The sequence below is a fragment of the Ignavibacteriota bacterium genome, assembly GCA_013285405.1.
Taxonomy (GTDB): Bacteria; Bacteroidota; Ignavibacteria; order Ignavibacteriales; family Ignavibacteriaceae; genus IGN2.
The window spans coordinates 3,476,081-3,491,970 of sequence record CP053446.1 but is presented as its reverse complement, the minus strand read 5'-3'; the positions used below and the strand labels follow the sequence as shown (position 1 = coordinate 3,491,970).

Sequence of the window (15,890 nt, the reverse complement as noted above, 5' to 3'; positions counted from 1 at the left end):
GACTAACTACCGTTTTCTTTTTTCATTCCATCTTTATAATTGAATCCTTTAATAGGCTCTCTCAATGTTAAAACAGGACAGGGAGCTTTCCTAACAACTTTTTCTGCAGTACTACCGAATAAAATATGTTCAATTCCGGTTCGACCGTGCGTTGCAATAATAATCAAGTCAACATCAAGATCATTGGCAGTTTCAACTATCTCAACAAAAGGTTTTCCGGTTTTGATGATCGTTTTAAATGAGACAGTATCAGGAATATTTTCTTTAGCCAGTTTATCCAGTTCCTGATTTGCCCTTTTATCCCATTCAGCTTTTACGGATGGGATAGCAATTTGTCCCATACTAAAGTCAGGTGGATAAATAACCGGTTCAACAACATAAATCAATATCATTTCAGCTTTAAAATTCTTGCTGAAGTTGACAGCATATCTCAGCGCACTTTTTGAGTAATCCGAAAAATCAATTGGAACTAATATTTTTTTTATGCCAGATTCCATCTTATACCTCCATTACTTTTTATCTGTTCTGAGAGCGAAATAATCTTCGTTTAAAGTTCTTAATCTCAAAGCTGTAATCTCGGCAATCCCTTGTAAAATTTTTACTCCTTTTTTGGGATATTTTTCTATAAACTCGTCAAGGTCGGGTTTGAAGATTACAGAGAGTTTAGTATCGGTCTTTGCAGTTGCTGAAGCCGAACGCTTATCATTATCAATAAGTGCAAGTTCGCCAAAAAAATCTCCTTTTTGAAAAACAGCTAATTGAATTTTATTTCCATTATCACTTTCACGATTGACTTGAACTTCACCTTCGCGAATTAAATACAGACCGATTCCGGGGTCACCCTGATAGAAAATATTTTCGCCCGCCACATAAGTACGTTCATGAATTAAATTGAGAAGTTCGGAAAGATCCCGTTTAGTTAATGATTTAAATAAAGGAATATTTTTTAGAGAGGCGATAAGTTCATCGGATTCAGTTGGTGAACGAAAAATGTTTGCCCAAAAACTGCTATGTATTGGCTTTTTAATTTCTTCAGTCATTGCAGGTTAAAAATTTGAATTATGAAAAATAAGTAAAACAATTACTGCTTTAACCAGTCAAATAATAAAATTTAAGTTTCTAACATGATTTAATATCTAATTTAAATCTTGATACTACAAAATTATAAATAAAATTAGTTAAAAATTCCCGATTCAGCGATACGCCAGAGTTTTTGACACGGAAATCTATTCTCATATAACGCTCGTCCAACAATAGCTGAATCAACACCAATTGGAATTAGCTGTTGAATATCCATCAACTCATCTTTGTTTCTAATTCCACCGGCATGTGTTACCTTAGCTTTTGTTAATTCTGCTATTTCCCGCGATAGTTGAATATTTGGTCCGATATGAGTTCCGTTTCTTGATATATCACAAACGATAAACCTGTTCACACCGAGTGCAACCATTTCCTGAGTAAAAGTTCTGAAATTGATTCCGGTTTTTTTGCTTCTTCCTCTTACCATTAATTCTTCGCCAAGTATGTCTAAAGAGATTACGATTTTTGAGGGCCCATACTTTTCGAAAATCTTTAAGAATTCCTTCCTGTTTTCAACAGCAAGAGTATTAATTGCGAGTCTGATAATTCCTGTTTGTATGATTTCATCTGCATCCTGAATATTTCTGATTCCGCCAGCAAACTCTACAGGTATTACCACAGATGAACAAATCTCTTCGATCACTTTATAATTTCTTTTTGACTGTTCGTGTGCAGCATCAAAGTCAACAACGTGAATCATTTTTGCGTTTTCAGCACGCCAGATTTTTGCCATCTCAACAGGATTATTCCCGTATTCATAACAGTCAAGTTCAGGAATACCCTGAACTGTCCGGACACACTTTCCATTTTTAATATCTATAGATGGAATTACTAAAAGTTTTTGCTGTAACATAATTTTAAATTTTACCGTTTGATTTAATTATGTGTCGTCCAATTATCATTTTCTGAATTTCAGTCGTCCCTTCAAAAATTCTTAAAATTCTGGCATCACGATAATATCTTTCCATTGGAAGTTCACGGGAAAAACCCATCCCACCATGAACCTGCAAAGCTTTATCGGCGACTTCAGACATTGCCTCAGATGCATAAAGTTTAACAATTGCGGCATCTACTGACACATCTTTACCTCTATCATAATCATTTGCGCATCTATAAACAATACTTTCCATTGGATAAATTTTTGAAGCCATTTCTGCCAGCATAAACTGCACTGCCTGGAATTTTGAAATCGGTTCACCAAATTGTTTTCTATGTTTTGCATAGTTCGTAGAAATTTCCAGTAATTCTCTTGATGCTCCAAGACAGCAAGCACCAATTGTCAACCTTCCTCCGTCAAGTGTTTTCATTGCGATTATAAAACCACGTCCTTCTCTTCCGATCATATTTTCATCAGGAACTTCAACATTTTCAAATGTAATTGAGTTTGTTGTACTTCCTTTTATTCCCAATTTTTTTTCTGCTGGACCAATTGATATTCCCGGTGTATCAGCTTCCACAGCAAATCCGGTTATACCTTTTTCTGTTCTTGCAAATACTGAGAATAAATTTGCGATTCCTGCATTTGTAATCCAGATTTTAGAACCATTTAAAATCCATTTATTACCATTTTTTCTCGCTTCAGTTTTAAGATTAAATGTATCTGAGCCAGCTTCAGGTTCAGTTAATGCAAAGGAAGCTATCATTTCCCCGGAACAAAGTCTTGGTAAATATTTTTTCTTTAACTCTTCCGAACCACCAATAAAGATGGCATTTGTTCCTATTGATTGATGCGCGCCGATCATTGTTGCGGTTGAAGAACAGCCGCGTGCGATTTCTTCCATCATAACACAATAACCGACTTTTCCAAAACCACCACCACCAAATTCTTCGGGAAAAGAAGTCCCAAAAAATCCAACCTCAGCGAGTTTTTGAATTAGTTCTTTTGGTATCTTTTCTTCCTCATCAATTTTTTGAGCTACTGGTTTTATTTCACTATTTGTGAATTCGCGGGCAAGCTCTTTTAGCATTCGTAAATCTTCAGATAGAGTAAAATCCATAATGTTAACAGTTTTCGGGATGATGAATATAGTTTTGAAATCCACCCGAAAGTTAAAAAACAGCCCAAATACATCAAAAAGCTGAATTTTTTCCAAAATTTTAAATTTTTATTGAATATTGACTTTTCTAACGATATTCGACATATTTGATTCGGATGAACAAAGATTTTGTGCTAAATACAAAGAAAAGAGAAAAACTTAGATTTACTACTTATGGATACGAAAATTTAGAATCTGCATCTTGCCTTATTTTTGTTCACGGATTCAAAGGATTTAAAGATTGGGGTTTTTGGCCTTACTCAGGAAATTACTTTGCTGAAAGAGGATATTTTGTTCTTTCATTTAATTTTTCTCATAACGGAATTGGTAACATTCCAACCGAGTTTACGGAACTTGATAAATTTGCGGATAATACATTTTCTCTTGAACTCGACGAATTGAATGAAATTCTAGATGCATATTTGAATAATTTTTTCGGTTCAAAGAGCAATAAGAAGATTGGGATTATTGGACATAGCCGTGGCGGAGGCGATTCGCTGATTTTTTCTTCGAGACGAAAGGAAATCAATGCTGTTGCATTGTGGGCGCCTGTTGCGAATTTTAACAGATATTCAAGAAGACAAGAAGATCAATGGCGAAAAAATGGATTCTTTGAAGTTTTGAATACCAGAACAAATCAGTTGATGCGATTAAATGTATGCTTGCTCGATGATATCGAAAAGAATAAAGATGATTTATTAAACATTGAATTTGCAGCAAGAAACCTGAACAAACCATTGTTAATTATTCACGGCGAACAAGATTTATCAGTCAAAATAGAAGAGAGTGAACAAATTTACAACTGGTCGGATAAGAACTTGACAGAATTCTATAAAATAAAGGCTACAGGACATACTTTTGATGTTACACATCCTTTCGAGAAAAGTAATCCGAAGTTTGACTCTGTGCTTGAAAAGACTCTTAAATTTTTTAATCAACGCTTAAATTAAGGAAAATATGAAATCATCTTCACAAAATTTTACAATCAGCCATATATTTAGTTCAATAAAAGAATCAGAATTATTCTGGATTCTTTCATTTACAATTTTAACTATAATATCAGCGCAGGTTTCAATTCCGGTTAAACCTGTTCCGTTTACATTACAGACGATGATCGTTCTTTTAGCCGGTGCTTTTCTCGGTGCAAAGAATGGTGCTTACAGCCAAATAATCTATATTTTTCTTGGAGCAATCGGATTACCAGTATTTGCTCAAACTGCTGATGGAACAATCGGATTTGCAAGATTGATTGGTCCAACTGGTGGTTACCTTCTTGCATTCCCGATTGCAGCCTATTTAGTTGGATATATGACAGGAAAAAATCAGAAATATCTGACAATCATAATTGCAATGTTTATTGCTGAGTTAATTGTGATACTTTTTGGAACTTTATATTTATCTGCTGCATATCTTCATAACATTGTTAATTCTGTTAAGGCAGGTGCGTCAATATTTACAATTTGGATGGTAGTAAAAGTTTTTGTGGCTGCATCTATTTATTTCACATTTGCTGAAAAACATCAAAGACTGCCATAAATAATTAGTTAAATCGAATGACAATTAAAAACGTAATATTCATAGTAGTCTTTCTATCAGCATTTGGATTTCTTAGCTGGAGCTTAAGAAATTTATTCCTTTATATGAAAGTTGCAAAAAAGAAGGACAACAGATTTGACGATGTTGGAAGACGAATTGGAAACGTATTAAAAATTGCATTCGGACAATCAAAACTTTTGAGAGAACCAGTTGCCGGAACAGTTCACTTTTTGATTTTCTGGGGATTTATTCTTTTCCTCTTTGCAGTAATTGAAGCAATCATCCAGGGATTTTATTCATCATTTAATCTTTCATTTTTAGGTCCGGTTTATTCTGTCATCACAGTGATTCAGGATGTTTTTGGTCTTCTGGTTATTATTGCTGTTGTTACTGCGCTTTTAAGAAGATATGTCTTTAAAATTCCGCGTCTGCAGGTTGATAAAGGTGCATCACTCGATGCAATTGTAATACTCTCACTTATTTTAATTGTAGTTGTATCAATGTTGTTACAGAATATGGCAGGAATTGCAAAAAATAATTTTGTATTGCACGAGTATGAAGTTCGTCCTATCTCTGCCGTACTCGTAAATGTATTCTTTGACAATCCTTCGATAGGAGCCAATGCTGCTTATGAAGTTTATTGGTGGATTCACGTGCTAACGATCTTTGGTTTTATGAATTTTCTACCATATTCAAAGCATCTGCATGTATTTACTTCGATACCAAATACATATTTTGCAAACCTCGATCCTGTCAGAAATACTATCAAGCATCTTAATCTTGAAGACGAAAACGCTGAATCATTTGGTGCTTCTGATATTGAGCATTTATCTTGGAAGCAAATTCTTGATGGTTATAGCTGTACAGAATGTGGAAGATGTACTCAAGCTTGTCCGGCGCATACTGTTGGCAAGTCATTAAATCCAAAAGAAATAATTGTTGATATCAGAAGAAGAACAAAAGATAAGGCACCGTTGATAGTAGATGGTGTTACCGAAAGCGAACTATTTCAAAAAACTCTTGTTCATGACTATGTTTCTGATAAAGTTTTATGGCAATGTACAACCTGTATGGCTTGCGTACAGGAATGCCCTGTAATGATCGAGCATCTTGATAGTATAATTGATATGAGAAGGGACCTGGTTTTAACTGAGTCGAAGTTTCCATCTGAATTAAACGCTGTATTCAAAAGTCTCGAGACTAATTATTCTCCGTGGGCTTTCAATCCTGCTGACAGAGCAAAATGGGCAGAAGGGCTTGGAGTCAAAACGATGGCTGAGGATTCAAATTGCGAATATCTATTTTGGGTTGGATGTGCAGGTTCTTATGATGAACGTTACAAGAAAGTTTCTCAGTCATTTTCTAAACTAATGCAGATAGCCGGAGTTGAATTCAGAATTCTTGGAACTCAGGAAAAATGCAATGGTGATACAGCAAGACGACTTGGTAATGAATATCTTGCTCAAATGTTCATGATGGAAAACGTAGAAACTTTAAATCATTACAAAGTTCAGAAAATAGTTACTGCTTGTCCGCATTGTTTTCATTCATTAAAAAATGAATACAAGCAATTTGGCGGGCACTTTGAAGTTTATCATCACACCGAATTAATTGATGAGATGATTGCTTCGAAGAAAATTTTATTGAATGGAAATAACAATTCAGATGTTACATATCACGACTCATGTTATTTAGGAAGATATAATGAAGTTTACGATGCACCAAGAAAAAGTCTTTCTGCAGTGGAAGGAATTAATTTAATTGAAATGAGTCGTAATAAGGATAAAGGATTCTGTTGTGGTGCTGGCGGCGGTAGATTATTTCTTGAGGATGATGAAGGCGGAAGAATAAATGAAGAAAGAACAAAAGAAGCACTGGCAACAAATGCTGAAACAATCGCCTCTGCGTGTCCTTTTTGTATGACAATGATGACTGATGGTGTAAAACATTTTAATAAAACAGAGGAAGTAAAAGTAAAAGATATTGCAGAAATTATTCTTGAAAACCTTTCTGCCGAGGTTGGCAATTAAGAGATATGTTTCAGGAAGTAAAAAGAAATAGTCAGATTCTAATTAACATAATCAACCACTAATAATGGAGGAACGAATGGATAAATTCAATCAATTGGTTCAGTTCGTACAAGGATTGGAAACCGATTTTCATAAATTTTATGAAAAAGGACAATCCGCTGCAGGAACTCGCGTAAGAAAAGGCTTAAGTGATCTACGAAAACTTTGCCAGGATGTACGTAAGGACGTGCAGGATGTAAAAGCTCAAAGAAAAGCATCTAAAGGTTAAGCCAAGGCTTTCCGGTTTGATGTGAGGGCTGGGTTGAAATATCAATCCAGCCTTATTTTTTATGCGGATGAATTTATCTTAAAATTATGAAAAGTATTCTTTCATTTATTGCGTTCATCATAATTATAACACTTCAGCATTATTTATTTAATTCTGTCGGAGCAGAGAAAACTGAAGTTAGTGTTCCAGAAGATTCGGTTCTTACTGTAACTCTCTGCTTTACCGGCGATCTTATGTGTCATTCCACTCAATTTAATTATGCAAATGTTGGTGCAGACACTTTCGATTTTACAGGTGTATATACAGAAGTAAAAACATTCTTATCAGAATCTGATTTTACAGTTGGTAATCTTGAAACTGTCGTTGCAGGAAAGAACAAAGGTTACAGCGGATATCCTTATTTCAATGCACCCGATGATTTTATTTATGCTTTGAAAGATGCGGGATTTGATTTGCTTATTACTGCAAATAATCACGCTCTTGATCAGGGATGGGATGGAGTTAAAAGAACTATTGAGATAATTAATGATAATCAGCTTTATCAGACCGGGACATTTGTTTCCAAGGAGGATAGAGATTCAGTTCGCATATTTGAAATCAATTCGATCACAATTGCATTTCTTGCTTATAGCGAAAACACAAACGGTCTTCCTATCCCAAAAGGAAAAGATTTTGCAATAAATCTGATTGATGAGGAATTAATGAAAAATGATATAGTTAAGGCAAGGGAAAAAAATGTTGATGTCGTTCTGGTTCATCTTCATTTTGGTCAGGAGTATTTGCGTGAACCGGATGATTATCAAAAACAAATTGTTAATAAAATAATCGAATACGGTGCTGATATTATAATCGGCGGTCATCCGCACGTTATTCAACCTGTTAACTTTTTTAAAACGAATAACGCTAAACTTGATTCTGGATTTGTCGCTTATTCGCTTGGAAATTTTGTTTCAAATCAACGCTGGCGATATTCTGATGCAGGATTAATTCTAAATATTCAAATTTCGAAAAACATTTTAAGCGATTCCATTTATATTCGTGAAGTTAATTATCTGCCGACGTGGGTGTTCAAAGGCGAAACTGAAAAGGGAAGGGAGTATGTGATTTTACCTTCACAGCTATCAAATGATACAACCTGTAATTATTTGACTAAACACGATAAGAAATTGATGGAAGAAGCATTCAGTGATACAAAAGAAATTATTAATAAATATTCAAATAACAGTAAAATTAAATTGTTGAAATGAAGAAAATTATTTTATCATCGGCTTTTAGTCTATTTATCTTTTTGGTATCAGGTTGTACTAAAGAAGAAAATCCAATTGTTGATCCACCACCAAAGGCAACAAGAAGTTTTTATATGGGATTCACTCCTTTTCCTTACGATATTAGCAATGAAGCAGTTGACTATGTTTATAATAAACTTGCAACTGACGCTGATATTATTTCTCATCACTTTGATGATGGAGTTCCCTGGCCGGAAGCTCTGAGTGGTTCAGATTTTCATATCAACATAATGAACGATTGGCAGTACAGGCTTTCACGAACTCCGGCTTCACACAAAATTTTGTTGTCAGTTACTCCAATCAGATTTTTCAGAGATGGATTAGCGCCGTACAAAGCTGAAAAAGGTGATTTACCTTTACCTGCACCATGGGATACTATTTCGTTCAATCATCCTGATGTTAAACAAGCTTTCTTAAACTACTGTGTGCGAATAAAAAATTATTTCAACCCGGATTTTTTTGTAATTGGTATTGAAGTAAATCTGCTTATGATTCAGGCTCCTGGATTGTGGGATGAATATCTCGACTTACACCAGTACGTTTATCAACAATTAAAAATTCTCGATCCGCAGCTTCCAATACTTGTTTCTGTAACAGGGATGGACCTCGTTGAAGGTTATACGAATGCTAATCATTCGCAGCAAATGCAGGTTCTTGACAACATAATTAACTTTACAGATTTATGTGGTGTTTCGTTGTATCCATATTTAACTGGATTTTTATGTGATTCAATTCCTTCAGATATGTTTGAGAAAATATTTTCATATCTGCCAAAGGATAAAGCAATTTGCGAAACAGGTTATGCTGCAGATTCGATAACAGTTTATGAAGGAACTGTTGTTCTGAATGGTTCACCACAAAAACAAAACCAGTACTTAACTCTTTTAATGAACAAAGCTGAACAATATGATCTAAAATTTGTTGTGAATTTTGTTCTAAGAGATTATGATGCTTTATGGGAAGATATAGGTTCACCTGATGATCTCAACAAAGTCTGGAAGGATACTGGAATATATGATGAGAATGGAGTTGCCCGACTGGCTTATCAGAACTGGTATTTCTGGTTGAACAAACAAGTGCAGCCATCGAATTGATTATTGAATGATTTTAAAATACTGTGTAATAATATTTGAAAAATAAATCCGCTCTGTCATTAATTTTTTTAACCGTATTTATTGATCTGCTCGGCTTTGGAATACTCATTCCGATACTTCCATCATTTGCAACAAAAATACTCGGAGTTGATGAAACTGCAATAGGAATTGCAATTGCCATCTATTCATTCGTTCAATTTTTATTTAACCCGATTCTCGGAAAATATTCTGATAAATATGGACGGAAACCGGTAATAACTGTTTGTCTGTTATTAAACGCAACCGGTTATGTTATCTTTGCTTTCACTCATTCTTTTATTATGCTTCTGATAAGTCGTGTTGTTGCCGGAATTGGTGGAAGCAGTATTGCAGTTGCTCAGGCATACATTGCTGATGTAACGACAAAAGAAAACCGCTCAAAAGGAATGGGATTAATTGGCTCGGCATTCGGATTAGGATTTGTTTTTGGTCCTCTTATCGGTGGATTCTTGAGTGAATATGGTTATATGGTTACAGGCTTTGTGGCTGGTGGTTTTTCTTTAGCGGCTTTTATCGTTACAACGATTTTACTTCCTGAATCTCTCACAAAAAGAACAGAACCAATTTCTGAAACAGAGGTCAAAAAAAGAAAATTATTAGACGTAATCGCTATTAAAAAAGTTTTTCATGAGCCAAGCAGAGCGATTTTCATCAGCCTTTTTTTTATTCTGATATTCTCGTTTGCAAATATCTACGGAACTTTTGCTTTACTTGGATTACAGGTCTATGGATTTTCTGATATGCAGAATGGTTTATTATTTGGAATTATTGGATTAGTCTCTGCAATTGTTCAGGGCGGTATGATAGGATATATTGATAAGATGTTGACAAAAATAAATATTCTGAGAATCGGTTCGCTGATTATTTGTATCGGACTTGGACTTATTCCTTATGGCGGCAATTTTCTCGGGCTTGCTTTAATTTCTGGATTTCTTTCAATCGGAACAGGAATGCTTCAGCCAACATTATTAAGTTTAATATCCGATGTAACACCGGATAACGAACAAGGGATAACACTAGGTGTAAATCAATCGTTAGCAGCTCTTGCAAGAGTTGCAGGCCCATTGTGGGGAGGTTTTGCTTTTGAATTTCTGGGCTATCAGTTTCCTTTTTTAACTGGAGCCGGGTTCATGCTATTAGTTTTTCTCTTCACAATTTTCTACCTGACACATCGAAATATTAATTAAAATCGCTTAATAATTTTAACCGAATAATAGCATTCTACATTAATTACTTGGCGTTTAGCAACTATGTTTAACAATCTGGTAATCTTGACTCTTTGAATTATTATGTTAAATTATGATAAGTAAAAAGGGAAAATTTTAATGAAGATAAAAATTAAATTTGAATTTCTTCCAACCCCACTTATTAACTGCGAACCTTTAGGCAGAAAGTATCGAAGTCCATTCCACAATATTGTGTGGATTGGCACCTGCCATATAATATTTTCAGATTTAAATGAGTGAGTAGAGAAGATGAAAAATTTTATTCTAATCATCACGTTTCTAATAGTCACAAACCTTCAACTCCCAGCCCAATGGTCAACTGATCCAAATAATAATCTGGTTATTGCTACTGGTTGGGATCCTCATATTGTAAGTGATAGTGCCGGAGGATGTTATGTAACATACAACTATGAAAGTTTTTACCCGCAAAAGCTTGCTGTGGAAAGATTGGATTTGTACGGTTTTAAACCTTGGGGAAATAAAAAACAGATTCTCGGTGAATTACCCGAACAATGGCAAGCAGAAATTGTTGAAGACGGCGAAGGCGGAGTAATTGTAAGTTATGAGGATAACGAGGTTATTGGAACTGATTACGTAACAAGAGTTAGAGTACAAAGAGTTGACAGCAACGGAAATTTTTTGTGGGGTCAGACAGGTGTAAGAGTATATGTAACAGAATCAAATCACGGTGCACAGGAATTGGTATCAGATGGAGAGGGTGGTTGTGTAATTGTATGGCAGAATATTGATGCAACTTACTGGATGAACCGAATAAACAGTTTTGGACAAAGAGAATGGGGTGACTCAGGGATAGCAATTGGTAACGGCAATAGTAAATGGATAATCCGAGCGAGTGATGGAAATTATTACGTACAAACGGGGCTTACAGTCCACAGAATTGGAAGAGAAGGCCAGATATTAAACCAATATTCCGTTTCTCTCGGTTATCCGGTACCTGACCCTGAAGGAGGAATTGTATTAAGCGGTAGAGTATGGACTGGTATGATTCCTAAACTAGTAGCTCAAAGAAAAGACTCTCTTGGCAATAATCGTTGGCAGGAACCTTATATTGAGATAGCCGATAGTCTTTATATAAACTCACCGATAAATGTTAAAGAAATTAATGGTTATTACTATTACTGGTGGTACGGAAGGAAAAACGGAGTTGATCTTGTTACTCAATATCAAGCACTAAGATTGGATGGGACTAAACTTTTCAGTCAAGGTAGCTTACCAATTAGCAATTATCCTGTTGATGCATTAATTGGAAATATTTTACCTTCTGATTTGGGAACATTCGTCGCGATTTGGCAAGATTACAGACCAAATGATGGTGTGTTTGGTCAAAGAAAAGATATCTTAAATAATATACTGTGGGATTCAAGTGATGTACCCCTTTATAACGGAATGTATTCTGTAATGCTTCAGACGGAAATGGAATTTCCTAAATTTGTATTAATGTAAACAGAAAGGAAAATTTCAATGTCCGAAACAAAAAGAGAAAGAAAATTTTATTCACCTGAGCAGAAAGTTCTTATTCTTAGAGAACTTCTTGAAAACAATATTCCCATCAGCCAGCTTGCAGAAAAATACTATGTTCACCCCAATGATATATATAACTGGAAGAAAAAGCTTTTTGAAGGAGCAAAAGATATTTTTCAAACAAAAGCAGTAAATAATAAACAAACTACTATTGAACAAAAAAAGATAGAAAAACTTGAATCTAAACTGAGAGACCGGGATGAAGCAATTGCTATTCTGCTTAAAGAAAACATAGATATAAAAAAAGTATAGATGGGGAAATATGACCGGGCAATGGGTTGAACCGGATATACGAGATAATGTAATTGATTTTATAAATCTCATCAGAGCTAAGGCTGATATTTCTCTTAAAGGAATGATTCGCCTTATAGGAATAAATTACAGTAAATATTATTCCTGGATTGATAGAAAAGGAATCTCTAATAACCATAACGGTAAAACTCCCAGAGGGCATTGGTGCCTTGATTGGGAGAAAGAAACTATTATCAGTTATGCTAAAGATCATCCGGGTGAAGGTTACAGACGGCTTACTTATATGATGATTGATGATAATGCTGCTGCTGTATCTCCGGCTACTACTTACAGAGTTCTTAAAGCAGCAGGGCTGCTTAACAGATGGAATAAAGTTAAACGATCTTCTAAAGGAGATGGCTTTAATCAGCCAGCAGCAGTTCATCAGCATTGGCATACAGATATTAAGTACGTTAATTATCACGGAACGTTTCTGTTTCTTATTTCTGTTATTGATGGTTACTCCCGATATATTGTTCATCACGAGCTTAGGCAGAATATGCAGCAATTTGATGTTCAGATAACCTTGCAGAGAGCTTTAGAAAAATATCCCGGTTATAAACCAAGAATTATTTCTGATAACGGTCCTCAGTTTATTTCCAAAGATTTTGCTGAATATCTGAAGCAAGCTGGATTACAGCACATCAGAACCTCTATTGCATATCCTCAGAGCAACGGAAAGATTGAACGTTACCACAGAACTATTCATCAGGACTGCTTAATGAAATCTTCTTTAATAAATCTTGATGATGCACGTAAACAGATTTCCTCTTATATTGATTACTACAATACTGAACGACTTCACAGTTCGTTGTTTTATTTAACTCCCGAAGATTTTCTGTTTAGCAGAGTTGAAGAAAAATTAGAGCTAAGAGAAATGAAACTTAATGAAGCCAAACTGAAAAGAATTGAGGTAAGAAATGTCAGTTGATTTTCTACCTTACTTAACTAACCAGAAATTCCATTTTCCGCTGAACCAATACAATTCTGACTTATTCGCAATAACAGATGGTAGAGGAGGTGCTATCGGCTTAGGTTGGCATCAGTTCGATTTCTCTATTAGATCATTTAAGGTTAGTAAAAACGGAATAATGGGTGAAGTTATAACAAACATAAATGACCAACATAACTTAATATTCAAAGATGAGATTGATTTATATCAGAACTTTCCCAACCCTTTTAACTCATCTACAATTATTCAATTTCAACTAGCGCAAGAAAACAAAATTAGAATAGAACTTTATAACATTCTTGGTGAGAAAATTCAAACGATTGTTGAAGGTTTTTATTCCAGAGGAATGCATTCTATTGACTTTTCATCTGATAAACTGCCATCAGGCATTTATCTTTATAAAATGGAAACAGGTACTCAAACCTTAATTAAAAAATTTATAACCATTAAATAAAAGGAGGAGAGAATGAAAAAGATTTTAAGTATTGCTGTTAAAGTTTTATTATTTGCTGCAATCAATAACAACTTGCAAGCTGCTCCATTTGATACTGGGATGATTACTATCAAACAACCTAATGGTGTGGATTTTATTGGAAGAATGTGGGGCGATGAATTTATTTGGTGGGCAGAGACCGAAGATGGATACCGCTTTATTGAATCAGGAGACGGTTGGTATTATTACGCAGCATTAGATCAGAGCGGAGAATATACACCGTCAAATTATAAAGTTGGTATCGACACACCTCCAGCATCCTCTTACCAGCTTGAAAGAACACAGGCAAGATTAGATGAAATTAAAGAACAGATAGAACAGTTCAACGAACAGATTGAATTAAACAGACAATGGTTTGCACAGAAACAAGCTCAGGCATCAGGGCAGCCTGTTACTTTAAAGATTGGCATTATACTGATTGAGTTTACAGATACAACTCATTACAAAACTGATTCACTTGGAAATCGACCAGACGGGTATTTTTCATCAGATTTTGATAGCATGATGTTTTCATACAGCGGTCTTGGTAAGATATCTCAATTAAATAATTCAAATAATCAACTTACCTTTGATCAAAATTCACAAGGCAAAATCAAATTATTTGGAAAAGTAAATAATCCATCAAATACTCAAATGCCTCAAAAATTTGAATTATTCCAGAATTATCCGAATCCCTTTAATCCAAACACGACAATTAAGTTTGCTTTACCAAAAGAATCACAAGTAGATTTAAGTGTTTTCAATATACTCGGGGAAAAAGTCAAAGAATTAAAAAATGAATTTATGAAACCAGGATATTACGAAGTAAATTTTGATGCTTCTCTGCTTTCTTCAGGAATTTATTTCTACAGAATACAAGCAGATGATCCTTCGACAAGCTCAGGACAAGGTTTTGTACAGACGAAAAAAATGATCCTTGTGAAATAACTACCAATGGTGGTCAAAATGAATACACAAAAATTTTATCTGATGTTTTGTATTATTTTAATTTTAAACGTAAAAGTTTTTGGACAGGCAGCAGTTGATATTCCATTAAGTGCAACAGATGGCAACACCACTTACGGGTTAGCTGTTGGTTTAGATTTAACAGCAACCAACTGTATTGATCCTCAGCTTGGTGAATATCATATGAGTTGGCCCCCACTTGATTTTGTAATAACATTTGATCTTTCTTGGTATGGTTGTCCATCGGGTACTAACAGTCTTAGAGATTATCGCGCTCCGGGTAATCCACCTGCATTTCCATTTACTGGTTCGATTGTACATACGCTTTGGTGGTATGAAGGTTTACCTGGTACACCAATAGATATAAATTATAATATCCCTGTCGGTGCTGTAATGTATTTGACAGATTATATTAATGGTTCATTATTAAATATTGGCCCATTTACAGGACAAGGAATAGCAACTATACCAGGTAGTTATACACAAATATTTAACAAAGCGTATTTAAAAATGGAGTACAGTAATATTAATCCGGGTGCAACTACTCAATCATCAGTTTCAATAAACAACGGTTGGAATCTACTCTCTGTTCCTTTAGCTGCAAGCGATATGACAGGAACTACTCTTTTCCCAAATGCTATCACTCCTTTCTATGCTTACAATGCAGGTTACAACCCAGTCACAACTTTAGAAAACGGAAAAGGTTATTGGGCAAAGTTCGACAGCAGTCAGAGTGTAACTATTTCAGGCAACTATGTAACCGGAAATGAAGTATCTGTTGTTCAAGGCTGGAATTTAATTGGTCCGTTTGCGTATGATGTAGTTGTGTCCGGTATAACAACCGTTCCACCAAATATACTTTCATCGCCATTTTATGGATATGAAGGTGGATATATTATTCCAACCACATTATTGCCGGGAAAAGGATATTGGATTAAAGCAAATCAAAATGGTGTGATACAATTGAATGCTGATAGAGTCAGATAGAGTAAAGAAATATTTGAATACAATATTCAGTTCATAACAGATAATTTATTAAACAATAAAGGGACACATAAAGTGTCCCTTTTTT

Annotated in this window: 17 protein-coding genes; 13 read left to right on the top strand and 4 right to left on the bottom strand. The window is 34.9% G+C overall.

The genetic code is table 11. From position 1 onward, the window contains the following. Positions 1-2: 2 nt before the first annotated feature. The 4 genes from HND39_15400 to HND39_15385 form a co-directional block, all read right to left on the bottom strand. Positions 3-497: a universal stress protein gene (locus HND39_15400; protein ID QKJ97553.1), complete on the bottom strand. Its 495-nt coding sequence runs from the start codon at positions 495-497 to the stop codon at positions 3-5. A gap of 12 nt (positions 498-509) precedes the next feature. After that, positions 510-1,040: a cyclic nucleotide-binding domain-containing protein gene (locus HND39_15395; protein ID QKJ97552.1), complete on the bottom strand. Its 531-nt coding sequence runs from the start codon at positions 1,038-1,040 to the stop codon at positions 510-512. A 134-nt stretch (positions 1,041-1,174) separates the two neighbouring features. Beyond that, the gene (locus HND39_15390) at positions 1,175-1,933 is read right to left on the bottom strand and encodes a 1-(5-phosphoribosyl)-5-[(5-phosphoribosylamino)methylideneamino] imidazole-4-carboxamide isomerase (protein ID QKJ97551.1); all 759 of its coding nucleotides are present in this window, start codon (positions 1,931-1,933) and stop codon (positions 1,175-1,177) included. Between the two features lie 4 nt (positions 1,934-1,937). Then, the gene (locus HND39_15385; protein ID QKJ98034.1) at positions 1,938-3,077 is read right to left on the bottom strand and encodes an acyl-CoA dehydrogenase; all 1,140 of its coding nucleotides are present in this window, start codon (positions 3,075-3,077) and stop codon (positions 1,938-1,940) included. Between the two features lie 155 nt (positions 3,078-3,232). Between HND39_15385 and HND39_15380 the strand changes: the two genes are divergently transcribed. From HND39_15380 to HND39_15320, 13 genes are all read left to right on the top strand, one after another. Continuing rightward, the gene (locus HND39_15380) at positions 3,233-4,066 is read left to right on the top strand and encodes an alpha/beta fold hydrolase (protein ID QKJ97550.1); all 834 of its coding nucleotides are present in this window, start codon (positions 3,233-3,235) and stop codon (positions 4,064-4,066) included. 7 nt (positions 4,067-4,073) lie between these two features. Then, on the top strand, positions 4,074-4,652 hold the full coding sequence (locus tag HND39_15375) for a biotin transporter BioY (protein QKJ97549.1): 579 nt from the start codon (positions 4,074-4,076) through the stop codon (positions 4,650-4,652). A gap of 17 nt (positions 4,653-4,669) precedes the next feature. Then, entirely contained in the window at positions 4,670-6,682 is a 2,013-nt protein-coding gene (locus tag HND39_15370; GenBank protein QKJ97548.1) for a 4Fe-4S dicluster domain-containing protein, read from the top strand. A 76-nt stretch (positions 6,683-6,758) separates the two neighbouring features. After that, the gene (locus tag HND39_15365) at positions 6,759-6,950 is read left to right on the top strand and encodes a histone H1 (GenBank protein ID QKJ97547.1); all 192 of its coding nucleotides are present in this window, start codon (positions 6,759-6,761) and stop codon (positions 6,948-6,950) included. A gap of 86 nt (positions 6,951-7,036) precedes the next feature. Further along, on the top strand, positions 7,037-8,197 hold the full coding sequence (locus HND39_15360) for a CapA family protein (GenBank protein QKJ97546.1): 1,161 nt from the start codon (positions 7,037-7,039) through the stop codon (positions 8,195-8,197). Further along, a complete protein-coding gene (locus HND39_15355; protein QKJ97545.1) occupies positions 8,194-9,330 on the top strand; it encodes a hypothetical protein in 1,137 nt (378 codons plus the stop codon). Before HND39_15360 ends, HND39_15355 begins: the two co-directional genes overlap by 4 nt. A 35-nt stretch (positions 9,331-9,365) precedes the next feature. Beyond that, the gene (locus tag HND39_15350) at positions 9,366-10,556 is read left to right on the top strand and encodes an MFS transporter (protein ID QKJ97544.1); all 1,191 of its coding nucleotides are present in this window, start codon (positions 9,366-9,368) and stop codon (positions 10,554-10,556) included. A gap of 288 nt (positions 10,557-10,844) precedes the next feature. Further along, complete coding sequence (locus HND39_15345) at positions 10,845-12,059, top strand: hypothetical protein (protein ID QKJ97543.1); 1,215 nt, start codon at positions 10,845-10,847, stop codon at positions 12,057-12,059. A gap of 18 nt (positions 12,060-12,077) precedes the next feature. Further along, positions 12,078-12,389: a transposase gene (locus tag HND39_15340; protein ID QKJ97542.1), complete on the top strand. Its 312-nt coding sequence runs from the start codon at positions 12,078-12,080 to the stop codon at positions 12,387-12,389. Positions 12,390-12,399: 10 nt separating this feature from the next. Beyond that, positions 12,400-13,359: an IS3 family transposase gene (locus HND39_15335; GenBank protein QKJ97541.1), complete on the top strand. Its 960-nt coding sequence runs from the start codon at positions 12,400-12,402 to the stop codon at positions 13,357-13,359. Beyond that, positions 13,349-13,834: a T9SS type A sorting domain-containing protein gene (locus HND39_15330; GenBank protein QKJ97540.1), complete on the top strand. Its 486-nt coding sequence runs from the start codon at positions 13,349-13,351 to the stop codon at positions 13,832-13,834. Before HND39_15335 ends, HND39_15330 begins: the two co-directional genes overlap by 11 nt. Positions 13,835-13,846: 12 nt before the next feature. After that, complete coding sequence (locus HND39_15325; protein ID QKJ97539.1) at positions 13,847-14,800, top strand: T9SS type A sorting domain-containing protein; 954 nt, start codon at positions 13,847-13,849, stop codon at positions 14,798-14,800. Between the two features lie 18 nt (positions 14,801-14,818). Further along, positions 14,819-15,805: a hypothetical protein gene (locus HND39_15320; protein QKJ97538.1), complete on the top strand. Its 987-nt coding sequence runs from the start codon at positions 14,819-14,821 to the stop codon at positions 15,803-15,805. Positions 15,806-15,890 lie beyond the last annotated feature (85 nt).

Bases quoted from the DNA above. Each gene is read 5' to 3' on its own strand.
- HND39_15355 (QKJ97545.1), top strand. From the start codon at position 8,194: ATGAAGAAAATTATTTTATCATCGGCTTTTAGTCTATTTATCTTTTTG.
- HND39_15345 (QKJ97543.1), top strand. From the start codon at position 10,845: ATGAAAAATTTTATTCTAATCATCACGTTTCTAATAGTCACAAACCTT.
- HND39_15335 (QKJ97541.1), top strand. From the start codon at position 12,400: ATGACCGGGCAATGGGTTGAACCGGATATACGAGATAATGTAATTGAT.
- HND39_15395 (QKJ97552.1), bottom strand. From the start codon at position 1,040: ATGACTGAAGAAATTAAAAAGCCAATACATAGCAGTTTTTGGGCAAAC.
- HND39_15330 (QKJ97540.1), top strand. From the start codon at position 13,349: ATGTCAGTTGATTTTCTACCTTACTTAACTAACCAGAAATTCCATTTT.
- HND39_15325 (QKJ97539.1), top strand. From the start codon at position 13,847: ATGAAAAAGATTTTAAGTATTGCTGTTAAAGTTTTATTATTTGCTGCA.
- HND39_15385 (QKJ98034.1), bottom strand. From the start codon at position 3,077: ATGGATTTTACTCTATCTGAAGATTTACGAATGCTAAAAGAGCTTGCC.
- HND39_15380 (QKJ97550.1), top strand. From the start codon at position 3,233: ATGAACAAAGATTTTGTGCTAAATACAAAGAAAAGAGAAAAACTTAGA.
- HND39_15400 (QKJ97553.1), bottom strand. From the start codon at position 497: ATGGAATCTGGCATAAAAAAAATATTAGTTCCAATTGATTTTTCGGAT.
- HND39_15375 (QKJ97549.1), top strand. From the start codon at position 4,074: ATGAAATCATCTTCACAAAATTTTACAATCAGCCATATATTTAGTTCA.
- HND39_15390 (QKJ97551.1), bottom strand. From the start codon at position 1,933: ATGTTACAGCAAAAACTTTTAGTAATTCCATCTATAGATATTAAAAAT.
- HND39_15320 (QKJ97538.1), top strand. From the start codon at position 14,819: ATGAATACACAAAAATTTTATCTGATGTTTTGTATTATTTTAATTTTA.
- HND39_15360 (QKJ97546.1), top strand. From the start codon at position 7,037: ATGAAAAGTATTCTTTCATTTATTGCGTTCATCATAATTATAACACTT.
- HND39_15340 (QKJ97542.1), top strand. From the start codon at position 12,078: ATGTCCGAAACAAAAAGAGAAAGAAAATTTTATTCACCTGAGCAGAAA.
- HND39_15365 (QKJ97547.1), top strand. From the start codon at position 6,759: ATGGATAAATTCAATCAATTGGTTCAGTTCGTACAAGGATTGGAAACC.
- HND39_15370 (QKJ97548.1), top strand. From the start codon at position 4,670: ATGACAATTAAAAACGTAATATTCATAGTAGTCTTTCTATCAGCATTT.